The organism is Hydrotalea flava, from assembly GCF_001623405.1.
GTDB classification, from domain to species: domain Bacteria; phylum Bacteroidota; class Bacteroidia; order Chitinophagales; family Chitinophagaceae; genus Hydrotalea; species Hydrotalea flava.
Genome location: NZ_LUHG01000088.1, coordinates 1 through 12,654 on the forward strand (window position 1 = coordinate 1; position 12,654 = coordinate 12,654).

Here is a 12,654-nt window from a genome sequence, read left to right on the forward strand (position 1 = left end):
GGGTGCTATTACACACCGGGAAAATGAATTTGTTGATTTTGATGTGGAACGACTCATGCCCAAAATGCTTTCAACTGAGGGGCCTAAATTAGCTTTGGGTGATGTAAATGGCGATGGCTTGATGGATTTCTACATGGGCAGCGCCAGCGGCGATACCGCTAAAATATTCCTGCAACTGGCCAACGGCCATTTTAAACAAATACCCCAGCCTGCATTTATTGCCGATAAATATTTTGAAAATATTGATGCCGCATTTTTAGATGCGGATGGCGATGGCGATCTGGATTTAGTAGTAGCATCCGGCGGCAACATGGCGCCGGTTGGATCACCTTATCTGTCACCAAGGTTATACTTGAATGATGGCAAAGGCAATTTTACAAAAACTACGAACGGATGGCCATCCCTCTCACTCAATGCATCCTGTGTGGAGGTAAACGATTATAATGGCGATGGTAAACCCGATATTTTTATAGGTGGCAGAAATATTCCCGGAAATTATGGGTCACCGGCTTCCAGTGTTTTATTATTGAATAAAGGGAATGGCATATTTGAAGATGTGACAGCTTCAGTTGTACCGGCATTTCGTCAATTGGGTATGGTTACTGATGCAAAATGGACAGATGTGGATGGCGATGGACAAAAAGAATTAATTGTGGTGGGCGATTGGATGCCGGTTACCATTTTTAAATTGAGTAATGGCAAACTGAATAAATGGAAAGAATTACCCCATTCATCCGGATGGTGGAATTGTATTACTGTAGCCGATATCAACCACGATGGGCATCCTGATTTTATAGCAGGCAACTTTGGCTTAAATTCAAATATCAAGGCCGATGAGCAACATCCTGCACAATTGTATGTGGCCGATTTTGATGGCAATGGGCAACAGGAATGTATGCCCGTTTTTTATAAAACCGACGGCAAGGCCTATCCGTATTATTTAAAAGGAGAGGTAGAATCGCAGATACCTTCCATCAAAAAAAATTTTTTAGCTTATAGTGCTTATGCCGGAAAAACCATGCAGGAATTATTCCCGGCCGAAATTTTACAAAAAGCATTGGTATTAAAAGTAGAGCAGGCACAAACCTGTATTTTTTTAAATGATGGTAAGGGTAATTTTACCATGCAACCATTACCTGTTCGGGCACAATTCTCACCCACTTTTGCCATTGTTGCCGATGATTTTAATAAAGATGGCATTACCGACTTATACATAGCGGGTAACTTCTTTGGTTTAAAACCTCAAACCGGTCGCCTCGATGCCAATGAAGGTACCTTGTTTTTAGGCCAACCCAATGGTAGTTTTCAATTTATACATCCGGCACAAACGGGCTTAATTTACCGCGGCGAAGCCAGAAATGCTGCAATACTTCCGCTTGGAAACCATAAAAAAGCCTTATTGGTAACCATTAATAATGCACCATTGTTGATGTTTGAACGTTAATTCAATTGTCTGTGTATTTTACCGAAAATCATTTTGTATTTTTTTATTTTCTTTACAATTATTTAGTAATTTAATGAATATTTAATTTTTATAAAACAGCTTAACCCTAGCATCCTTTTACAAAACCTTGCCATGCGAAAAATGTTGCTGAAACGAGTGCCAGCGCAGTACTTATTAATTGTTGCTTTTGGTTTATTATTATTGGGTTTAGTATATCTGCAAATTGCTCAATACCGCCAATACCAACATTTATCTACCCAATACAATAATATTACCGGCAATAGTGTAGACAAACTTTCCCTACTTATTAACCTGCGCCGCGGTAGCGATTATGTACAAACCAAAGTATTGCACTTATTGCTAACCAAAGATTCTGATGAAGTTGCTGCTACCCAAAAAATCATTCAACAAGAGGTAGCCCGCAATGATACCAATATACATGAATTTGAACAGCTACTGGTAGCGCCACAAGAAAAATTATGGTTTGATAGTTTGGTGCAATATCGAAAGCAAAATAATCTAATACGTGCAATGCTAATCAAAAAAGCCAGGCACGATAGTTTTGCTGCTGCAAGGCTGTTTTACTTAAACAATCAGTATCGTAGTTTCGAAAACTTGCAATGGGCCAACTCAAAATTAGCAGCTTTTGTAAAAGATTCTGCCAATCACCAAAAACAAATGTTGAATAATACCATTGCGAATGATAATAGAACGCTTTTAGAAGTGAATGGATTGATTGTGTTATTGTTGTTGGTGATGGGTATAGCTGTAATCAGAGCCCTGCAAAAAATGAAAGAAAGCCATTTGCAATTGGCTGAAAGTGAAGCCAAATATCGCTTTTTGGCCGAGCATACCAACGAAATAATCAATCGTTGCGATGCATCGGGGAAATTACTATTTGTTAATCAGGCTTTTAAAGAGAAGTTGGGGTATGATGATGCAGATATTGCCAGATTATCTATTCCGGATATTTTAGATGAAAGTAGTTTACATACCTTCAATGCCAACCCAAGTCCGGATGTTGAGGGTACCATTCTTAAAAACGTACAGAAAGTTTACAAAACCAAATCGGGACAAAAGTTACATGTGGAAGGCAGTATTATTATTGATTATCAAAACAAAAAATGTGTATCGGCAGAAGCCTTTTTTAATGATGTAACTGAAAAGTATAAGTTGCAGGAGCAATTAAAAGCATCTGAAAAAAAATACCGAAGTATTTTTGAAATAACCCCACTGCCCATGTTGGCTTATGATGCACATACCTTCCAAATTTTACAGATAAACCCTGCTGCCATACAGCATTATGGCTTTACGGAAGCAGAGTGGCATACTAAAAAAATTACCGATATTATTGAGGAAACGTATTTGCCCGATGCCCTTCAGGTTTTACGGAAATTACAACAAAATACAGCACCTTATGAGGGGTATATGAAACACATCACTAAGCAAGGGAGTGTTATAGAAGTTGAAATGCGGGGCGTGCCCTTTGAATACGAAGGCAAACCGGCCCGCTTAGTTACGGTATTAGATGTTACCGAACGCAACCAAATGGGAAACCGTTTATCTAAAGCCATATTGGATACACAGGAACAGGAGCGTTTTCAAATTAGTGCTGAATTGCACGACAATGTAAACCAGATACTAACGGGGGCAGTATTTACATTGGGGCTGTTGAATAAAACAGAGATGGATAGTAACCGGAAAGAAGCAGTTGAAACAGCACACAAATATATTAGCATGGCCATGGAAGCCATTCGTAAAATATCGCACCGGCTGGCACCACCTTCCTTTAATCTGGTTGATTTTAGTGACAGCATACAAATGCTGCTGAACAGCATCAATACAGACCGGAAGTACCAGATAGAATTTGCGTACAATATTCCCCCGGAAACAAAAATGAAGGAAGATGTGATGTTAAACATTTACCGCATTTTGCAGGAGCAACTGAGCAATATCCATAAATACGCAGCCGCCACCCGCATTGAAGTAAGCCTGAATATAGAAGCAGGCCGGGCAGAATTGTATATTGCTGATAATGGACAGGGTTTTGATATGCATGCCCCCCGCACCGGCATTGGACTGCGGAATATAGAACGTCGTGCCGCCTTATTTTCCGGCTATTGCCGCATACAATCATCGCCCGGAAACGGTTGCAGTGTAAAAGTTTTATTGCCGGTTTAATTTATTTAGAAGATTGGTTGTTAGCATAAATCCTTTCTTCCATTTGCCGGTTGGCTAACTTTAATGCATCTATCTGCCCTTTCAGCGCTTCTATTACATGGTCTTTTGTTAATATGATTTCGTCTTTTAAAATGCAGAATGGGCATTGGTGCAAATGGGTTAAAGATGGGATAATGTTGTGTTGGTGAAATGATTGAATGGGTGTGTTGGTTGGTTTTGATAAATCGGTATTCAATAAATCATATTCAGTAACGCCAAAATAATTGGCAATTTCGTGAAATAATTTTAAATTTGGAAAAGATTTTCCTCTCTCATAGTTACTCCATGTTGTACGCTCTATACCTAATTTTTCCTGTATTCCTTGTTGTTTTAGTCCACTTGCCTTTCTAAGATATTCCAGATTAGAGGAAAAATATTTCATTTTTTTTGTGATTTAATTTGGATTTTTAAATACATTTGACTTATATTTGTTTTACATTGTTTTTTTTAAAATTCATGGCAATTTTAAAAGGATAATCTATTTCCCTTAAAAAACCATCATGCAAAATGCTAAAAAAGCCCCTTCTTTTTTATGGCTTTTAATTGCTGCATACGCAATGGTGTTAGGTGCGCTAATTTTGGTTCAATTGAACCAATATAAGCAAATTGCGAACCTGACAAAGCAATTTAATATAACAGCAGAAAATTCCATAGGTAAGTTATCACTTCTAGTTGATTTACGCAAAGAGACTGACTCCCTACAGGCAAACATGGTGCATTTATTGTTATTAAAAAATGAAATCAATCATAATAGTTTACAACCATTTAAACAAAAGGTTGAAGAATCGTCTCTAATATATCATCTTTTTTTAAAACAATTTAATGGTTCTGGTACAAAGAAAGAACATTACCAATGGTTGGATAGCCTGCAATATGCCTGGGAACAAAATTTTTCATTAATAGAAAAAATAATGCATCGGTTCCAGTATGCGAACCCGTCAACCGCTATTTCATTGTATACCCAAAAGCAGCATTTTGCTTATGAAAAAATGCAGGATATTATTGCCCGGTTATCTGATGAAGTAAAAACAAAAACGACAGTTCAAAAAGCCGCAATTTCAAATTTGGTGGAAAGAAGAGAGCAAGAGTTTGAATGGGATGGTTTAAAAATTTTGATTTTATTGGCAGTATTAGGATGTATGGTATGGGTTTCTTTTATAAAGAGTAAAAAAATCTATTTTTTATTGGCAGAAAGCCGAAAAAAGTATAAGAAACTGTTGGAGTTTTCGAATGAAATAATCTATAAAATAGATGAAAAGGGCAATATTACTTATGCAAATAAATGCTTTTTGCAGACACTGGGCTATATGGAAGAAGAAATAAATGAACTACCCTTCAAATCAATTTCCTCAGAAGGATATGCTATTATAGAAGCACAAAAAAATAATTCCGGTAATGTATCACAAATCATTCTGCCTTTTAACAATGTAAAATTAAAAACCAAAGGTGGCCATCCAGTATTTGTAGAAGGAAATATTATTTTATTTTATCAATCGAAACGGCTAATGGGTGGCGAAGCTTACTTAAACAATGTAACTGAAAAAGTATTACTAACTGAAAGATTAAAGGTTTCGGAGGAAAAATACCGTAATGTTTTCGAATTAAGTCCACTACCCATGTGGATTTATGATGCAGCAACCCTTTTCTTTATACAGGTAAATGAAGCTGCTGTTCAACATTATGGTTATGCAAAAACAGAATGGCTGCAAATGAAAATATCCGATATTGTTTATGCAAGAGATCTACCCGGCATTCAAAAAGTTTTACAAATAATTGAAAAAAAACATGACGCACCCAACTACACATTGCAAAACCTAAAAAAAAATGGTACTATTATAGATGTTGAGTTAAAGGGCATTGAATTTAATTACGACGAAAGACCTGCATGGTTAGTAACAGTGTTAGATGTTACCGAACGCAACCAAATGGGAAACCGTTTATCTAAAGCCATATTGGATACACAGGAACAGGAGCGTTTTCAAATTAGTGCTGAATTGCACGACAATGTAAACCAGATACTAACGGGGGCAGTATTTACATTGGGGCTGTTGAATAAAACAGAGATGGATAGTAACCGGAAAGAAGCAGTTGAAACAGCACACAAATATATTAGCATGGCCATGGAAGCCATTCGTAAAATATCGCACCGGCTGGCACCACCTTCCTTTAATCTGGTTGATTTTAGTGACAGCATACAAATGCTGCTGAACAGCATCAATACAGACCGGAAGTACCAGATAGAATTTGCGTACAATATTCCCCCGGAAACAAAAATGAAGGAAGATGTGATGTTAAACATTTACCGCATTTTGCAGGAGCAACTGAGCAATATCCATAAATACGCAGCCGCCACCCGCATTGAAGTAAGCCTGAATATAGAAGCAGGCCGGGCAGAATTGTATATTGCTGATAATGGACAGGGTTTTGATATGCATGCCCCCCGCACCGGCATTGGACTGCGGAATATAGAACGTCGTGCCGCCTTATTTTCCGGCTATTGCCGCATACAATCATCGCTCGGAAACGGTTGCAGTGTAAAAGTTTTACTGCCGGTTTAGCATCCTCCGGTGTTTGCATTACAATTAATTGATAACTTGCAGTCTGATGATGTTGTACAGCATAAAATATTGGTAGGCTGTATCCTCATCCACTATTTTGTTTGCAATTGTCATTGTATGAAATGATCCTTTACAAAATTAAATGCTAAACGTAATAATGAAGGATGTATTTCATGTGCTAAAATCAATAAATGTAAACGCATGAAAAAAATAATTGTATTGCTGCCGGTATATCTATTGTGTGTAACCCTCTTTGCACAAACCAATGTTGATCCCTGGAAAATTACAGCCGACTCTATTAACCCTTCTAATTATTACGGCGTTACGGTAGCCAATGGAATAATCGGTATTGTATCTGCCCCCGAACCGTTTAAAGTGAAAGATGTAGTATTGGCCGGTGCTTACGATACTTATGGTCGTGGCATGGTGAGTAATTTTTTGCGCAGCTTTAATTTGCTGAATATGCAAATGAGTATTGACGGGCAACAGGTTGATAAAAATAATATCAGCAATATGCACCAGATATTGGATATGCAGCATGCTAATTTTACCACCAACTTTCAATACGGTACAAAAGCAGATATTAGTTATACCTATTATTCATTAAGGCAGTTACCTTTTACCGTGTTAATGACGGTAACCATTACTGCCAAACAACCCATTACCATTGGTGCAGCCAGTGTAATGGAGGCGCCGGATGCTTTGAGAGATGTGGAAAATTATTACAATCAAATCGATCGGCCGCATGTGCTCATCAGTTTATTGACTTCTTCTGCCAAAAGTCCTACCGGTAAATTATTGTTGTGTGCATCCAATAGTTTTATGTTCGATGAGCCGCATGGGCAGGAGCCACCAATCATTCATGAAATGTGGGATAATAATATGCACCTAATGAAGTTTTCCAAAACATTGAAAGCAGGTGAAACTTATACCTTTAGTATTGTAGGTTCTTCTATTACATCCGCTCATGATGCCGACCCATTGAATGAAGCCCAACGGTTAACCATTTTCGCTAAGCTGCAGGGTCGTAAAAGATTAATTGCTTTTCATGATAAAGCCTGGGATGATTTATGGAAAAGCGATATTACCATTACCGGCAATCCGCAGGATCAGCAGGATGTACACAGTATGTTGTATCATCTCTATTCTTTTGTTTGTGAAGGCACCGATTTAAGTCCTTCGCCTATGGGTTTATCCGGCTTAGGTTACAATGGCCATGTGTTTTGGGATGCCGATTTATGGATGTTCCCGGCTATTTTGGTATTACACCCTGAAATGGCTAAAAGCATGATTGAATACCGGTTTCAACGTTTGGCTGCTGCCAAACAAAATGCATTTGAGCATGGCTATAAAGGCGCCATGTTTCCCTGGGAAAGTGCAGCTACCGGCGTAGAAGAAACACCGGTATGGGCTTTGAGTGGTCCTTTTGAACACCATATTACCGCTTGTGTGGGAATTGCCGCCTGGCAATATTATGAAGTAACACATGATAAGGTTTGGCTGAAAGAAAAGGGGTGGCCGTTATTGAAGGCGGTGGCTGAATTTTGGAGTAGCAGGGTAGAGCGCAATGGACCCGGCCATTTTGATATTAAAGATGTAGTAGCAGCAGATGAATGGGCCGAGAATGTAGACAATGATGCTTTTACCAATGCTGCCGCCAAAGCGGTATTACAATATGCTACCACAGCAGCAGGTATTGTGGGCGAAAAGGCAGATGATGACTGGGCTTTTGTAGCAAAAAACATTCCGATACTGCATTTTGAAGATGGGGTAACCAAAGAACATGCTACCTATAAGGGCGAAGGCATTAAACAGGCTGATGTAAACTTATTGGCCTATCCATTACAAGAAATTACAGAACCTGCACCAATCAAAAAAGATTTGGAATATTATTCGGCACGTGTACCCGACGCCGGAACACCTGCCATGACACAAGGTATATTTGCCCTGTTATATGCCCGTTTGGGCGATGGTGCAAAAGCGTATCATTGGTTTAAAGATGCCTATATCCCCAATCTAAATCCTCCTTTCCGGGTAATTGCAGAAACCAAGGGTGGTACCAATCCTTATTTTGCAACCGGGGCCGGTGGCATTATACAAAGTGTGCTAATGGGTTTTGGCGGATTGAATATTACAGAGAAAGGCATTACTCAAATTCCGTCGGTATTGCCCAAACAATGGGAAAAGTTAACCATTACCGGTGTAGGCACAGAGAAAAAAACTTTTACTGTTCAATAAAATTATACTATTTTCATGCTTCATTTTTGAATTGAAAAAGGTTGCTTCCATAGTATTATTGGGCATGTTGCTGTTTAACTGGGTGGGCTACCGCTTTGTGATGGACTATTTGGGAAACCGCGCCGATATTGCTTTTCAATCACAGTTAGATGATAACCAATACAACGAAAAAGACCTGATTAGTATAAAGGTACCTGCTGCTTTGCCTTATGGCGCCAGTTCCCAGAAATTTGACCGGGTAAATGGAGAAATTACGGTGAAAGGCATTACTTATTCTTATGTAAAACGCCGTTTTTATCAGGATACGCTGGAAGTATTGTGTATTCCCAATTTTGCAAAAACTGGAATTCAAAATGCCCGTGATGCCTTTGCTCGTTTAGCCAATGATTTTGTAAACAGCAGTTCTTCCAAAAAAGATGCCAGCCACCAAGCCCATACCGTTAAACCCGTGGTGCAAGATTATACCCGTCCTTCCTGCTATGCTTGTCAACATCCTTCCTTATTAACTTTGGCCGTTTTTTCTGCCTATCGGCAACAATTATATCAGTATATACTGGTAAAACAATTGGATAAACCTCCTGAAATACCCGCTACCACCACACTTGCATAGTGTACTATTTTTTCTTCTTTAATTTTTATTGTGTTTGTAACCAATTGGTGTAGTATCAAATTTGCATGCAATTGAATTTGATGGTATGTTCAAATACCTGTCATAGCTTCTTTTCTGCATTTGATAGTTGGCCATAAAGCAACCACAAAAACGCTACCATACCATTGGTGAATCACCACGTGGCGACTGAGTAGTATGAATGTAAACGAATTATTTAATAAAAACTGTATCAATATTTTACAATACCATGTAAAGTATCATGCAGTTCAGTAAAATGTGCAATACATGTCTGTAAAATTTTTTGCTTTAGGTTTCTCTTTTATGTTTTTAATGGCTTGTTCCAGCAATAATGCATATAAAAAAATAGTACAAAATACGCAACTGTTTACCCATACAGTGCATGAATTAAATACAGTGGTAATGGGCAATAATTTTGGTCCTGTTGTGGCTTCCAGAAACTATGCCTATGCTGCTATTGCGGCTTACGAAGTAATAGCTGCGGGCTATCCACAACAATACCGGTCGCTAAAAGGTCAGTTAAACGGATTGAGTGAAGTAGCACAACCTGATACTGCACAGCCGATTGATTTTGACTTTGCTGCCGTATTGGCTTATTGTAAAGTGGGCGAAGCCGTTACTTTTCCCGAAGGCAGTATGCAAACTTATGTGGACAGTTTGGTGCAGTTGGTAAAAAAGAATGGAATGAGTGATGCAGTGTACACTGCTACAAAAAAATATGCTGATGCGGTAGCCCAATCAATTATAGCCTGGAGTAAAAAAGACAATTATGCTGAAACCCGCAGTATGCCTAAGTTTGCGGTGATTGACAGCCCCGGCAGATGGGTACCTACTCCACCCGCTTATGCTCAGGCCATGGAGCCACACTGGAATTTAATAAGACCCATGGTAATGGACAGTGCCGGGCAGTTTAGGGCCGAAAAACCTTTGCCCTTTAATGTTACAGACAAAAAAAGCCCCTATTACTTACAGGTAAAAATGATGTTGGACAGTTGTACTGCACTTACGCCTGAACAAAAACATATTGCTAATTTTTGGGATGATAATCCGGGCAAGCTGAATGTAAACGGACATGCCATGTTTGTATTTAAAAAATTTTCACCTCCGGGCCATTGGATGAGTATTACCGGCATTGCTGCAAAAAAAGCAGGAGCAAATTTTCCTGAAACAGTATATGCTACTGCCAAAACTGCCATCGCTTTGTTTGATGCATTTATACAATGCTGGAATGAAAAATACACTTACAATACCGTACGTCCGGAAACAGTCATCAATAAATATTTCGATCCTAACTGGCGCCCCGAATTACAAACGCCGCCGTTCCCGGAATATACCTGTGGGCATTGCACCATTTCTGCATCGGCTGCTGAAGCTTTAACCAGTGTATTTGGCGATAATTTTCCTTATACTGATTCTACTGAATTAGAATTTGGTATTCCCAGCAGAAGTTTTACTTCGTTCCGGCAGGCAGCACAGGAAAATGAAAAAGCCCGTTTTTATGGTGGCTTGCATTACTGGTATTCCTGTAGACAGGGGCATAACAGCGGTATTAAAGTTGGCAATCTGGTTGTGGGAAAATTGAAGATGAAAAAATAGAGACGCATCTTTTGTGAAGGTCATCTATTCATGCAAATGGATAACTCAAAAAGCCTGATTTGATAGTTGCAACAGGTTGCAAACATCAAATCAATTTAGCAACCACAAACTAACTGAACAAATATGAAAATAACATATAAAAAATTATTTTTTTTCTCTTTACTCATGATGGTATTACAAAACATACAGGCACAAACCGAATACGATGGCATTATGATGGCCAAGCAAAACTGGTGTACCGGTTTTGTGTACAATTACAATAGCTGGAACCATTACTGGGAAGGTAGTTTCAAAAGAGACAATGCCAATTTAGGTACTGTTTCTACCCAATCGGTAGCTTTTATGGGCGCGTATGGAATTACTGGTAAGTTGAATGTATTATACAGCTTGCCTTATGTGCATACACATGCCTCTGCAGGCACTTTGCATGATATGGAAGGATTGCAGGATGCCGGTATCTGGATAAAATGGCAGGCCTGGCAAAAGAAAGTACAACAACAAAAATATACTGTGTTTTTAACCGGTGGCTATTCATTTCCTACTACCAATTATCAGGCAGATTTTTTGCCACTTGCTATTGGTGTAAGAAGTAAAACTGCTTCTCTGCGCTTAATCCTCGATTATCAGAAAAAGAATTTTTTTGTAACCGGTACAGCAGCCTATGCTTACAGAGATAATATATATATTGACCGATTTGCTTATTACACCACTGAAATGCATTATACCAATGAAGTGGCAATGCCTAATATAATGTATGCAGGCATTCGCTTTGGTTATAGAAAAAAAGAAGATTATGCCGAATTTATGTTAGTCAATACTACTACGTTAGGTGGTTTTGATATCAGGAAAAACGATATGCCTTTCCCTAGTAATAAAATGAATAGTACCATAGTCGGTATTAATGGAAAATATGCCATTCCACATTTCCATCGTATTGCACTTACCGGCAGTGTGAGTTACACAGTTACCGGAAGAAATGTAGGACAGGCAACCAATATGGCAGTTGGTATTTTTAAAGTATTTGATTTTGCTGCTGCCAAACAAAAACATAGTAACCAAACCAACACAAACAACTAATTGTATGAAAAAAATTATCATCATTGCCATTATAGTCATTGTAGGTATTGTATTTGCCTGTAATAAAAATGCACCGGATATTACGGCTAACCTGGCACCGCTTCATCCGCAAAATATAGACATTAATGCCGGAAGCTGGAAAACCATTTTATTATCCCGACCTGATACTTTTGCAGTTGCAGCGCCTAATGCCGTAAGTTCAGCCGATTATAAAGCAGAGTTGAATGAAATTAAGGGATATCAAAAAAATCTCACTTCATCGCAAATAGCTACCATTCAATATTGGGCCGCCGGCGGTGTATTAAGGTGGAATGAATTAATGCGGGGCCTGGTAACCAAATACAATTTACCAGCCTATCAAAATCCCGATGGCAGCTATCCTATTCCCAATGCCAATAATCCATTTGCCTATCCGCTGTTTCCATTTGCTAATCCGCCTTATGCGGCAAGAGCTTATGCCTATATTAGTGCCGCACAATATGATGCATTGGTAGCATGCTGGTATTACAAAAAACTATACAACCGTGCAGCGCCTTATGCCAATGATAGTACTATACAGGCAAAAGTAACTACTTCAACCTTGCCATCCTATCCATCTGAAGCTGCAGTAATGGCCGGGGTAACGGCTGAAATGATGAAGTTGTTATTCCCTACAGAGATTGCCAATATTGAACAAAAAGCAAAGGAACAGGAATTGGCCATGATGATGGCTGGTGCTGCAACACGCAGTGATATTGCTGCCGGTGAAGTATTGGGAAGACAGGTAGCAGAAGTTTTTATTGCACGGGCTAAAGCCGATAATGCCGGTAAAGCCGTAGGCACCTCCACCGACTGGAAAAATTTTGAAACGGTTGCAATGGCTAAAGGTGAGATACCCTGGTATAGCTTAGAAT

The 12,654-nt window shown here is 39.0% G+C and carries 8 protein-coding genes and 1 pseudogene; 8 read left to right on the forward strand and 1 reads right to left on the reverse strand.

Annotated features, from left to right (window positions below):
- The coding region (locus tag A0F92_RS10420; RefSeq protein ID WP_167517019.1) for an FG-GAP repeat domain-containing protein at positions 1-1,444 on the forward strand (1,444 nt) is incomplete at its 5' end.
- A gap of 132 nt (positions 1,445-1,576) precedes the next feature.
- Positions 1,577-3,625, forward strand: coding sequence for a PAS domain S-box protein (locus A0F92_RS10425; protein ID WP_167517020.1), 2,049 nt, complete (start codon positions 1,577-1,579; stop codon positions 3,623-3,625).
- Position 3,626: 1 nt separating this feature from the next.
- Here the strand turns inward: A0F92_RS10425 and A0F92_RS10430 are convergent, their stop codons facing one another.
- Positions 3,627-4,046 (reverse strand): helix-turn-helix domain-containing protein, encoded by a 420-nt coding sequence (locus tag A0F92_RS10430; protein ID WP_068245413.1) that lies wholly within the window; start codon positions 4,044-4,046, stop codon positions 3,627-3,629.
- A gap of 118 nt (positions 4,047-4,164) precedes the next feature.
- Here A0F92_RS10430 and A0F92_RS10435 point away from each other — a divergent pair, with 118 nt between their 5' ends.
- From A0F92_RS10435 to A0F92_RS10460, 6 genes and pseudogenes are all read left to right on the forward strand, one after another.
- Positions 4,165-6,222, forward strand: a complete 2,058-nt coding sequence (locus tag A0F92_RS10435) for a PAS domain-containing sensor histidine kinase (RefSeq protein WP_068245416.1) — start codon at positions 4,165-4,167, stop codon at positions 6,220-6,222.
- Between the two features lie 201 nt (positions 6,223-6,423).
- Positions 6,424-8,460, forward strand: a complete 2,037-nt coding sequence (locus A0F92_RS10440) for a glycoside hydrolase family 65 protein (RefSeq protein ID WP_068245420.1) — start codon at positions 6,424-6,426, stop codon at positions 8,458-8,460.
- Positions 8,461-8,491: 31 nt separating this feature from the next.
- The gene (locus tag A0F92_RS10445) at positions 8,492-9,070 is read left to right on the forward strand and encodes a hypothetical protein (protein WP_068245426.1); all 579 of its coding nucleotides are present in this window, start codon (positions 8,492-8,494) and stop codon (positions 9,068-9,070) included.
- Between the two features lie 285 nt (positions 9,071-9,355).
- Positions 9,356-10,684 (forward strand): vanadium-dependent haloperoxidase, encoded by a 1,329-nt coding sequence (locus tag A0F92_RS10450; protein ID WP_068245429.1) that lies wholly within the window; start codon positions 9,356-9,358, stop codon positions 10,682-10,684.
- A gap of 123 nt (positions 10,685-10,807) precedes the next feature.
- The gene (locus A0F92_RS10455) at positions 10,808-11,761 is read left to right on the forward strand and encodes a hypothetical protein (protein ID WP_167517021.1); all 954 of its coding nucleotides are present in this window, start codon (positions 10,808-10,810) and stop codon (positions 11,759-11,761) included.
- Between the two features lie 4 nt (positions 11,762-11,765).
- A pseudogene (locus A0F92_RS10460) lies at positions 11,766-12,654 on the forward strand (phosphatase PAP2 family protein); the annotation flags it as partial.

What these genes read in the sequence shown, in the direction of transcription:
- A0F92_RS10425 (WP_167517020.1), top strand. Translation starts at nt 1,577, where the DNA reads ATGCGAAAAATGTTGCTGAAACGAGTGCCAGCGCAGTACTTATTAATT.
- A0F92_RS10430 (WP_068245413.1), bottom strand. Translation starts at nt 4,046, where the DNA reads ATGAAATATTTTTCCTCTAATCTGGAATATCTTAGAAAGGCAAGTGGA.
- A0F92_RS10435 (WP_068245416.1), top strand. Translation starts at nt 4,165, where the DNA reads ATGCAAAATGCTAAAAAAGCCCCTTCTTTTTTATGGCTTTTAATTGCT.
- A0F92_RS10440 (WP_068245420.1), top strand. Translation starts at nt 6,424, where the DNA reads ATGAAAAAAATAATTGTATTGCTGCCGGTATATCTATTGTGTGTAACC.
- A0F92_RS10450 (WP_068245429.1), top strand. Translation starts at nt 9,356, where the DNA reads ATGTCTGTAAAATTTTTTGCTTTAGGTTTCTCTTTTATGTTTTTAATG.
- A0F92_RS10455 (WP_167517021.1), top strand. Translation starts at nt 10,808, where the DNA reads ATGAAAATAACATATAAAAAATTATTTTTTTTCTCTTTACTCATGATG.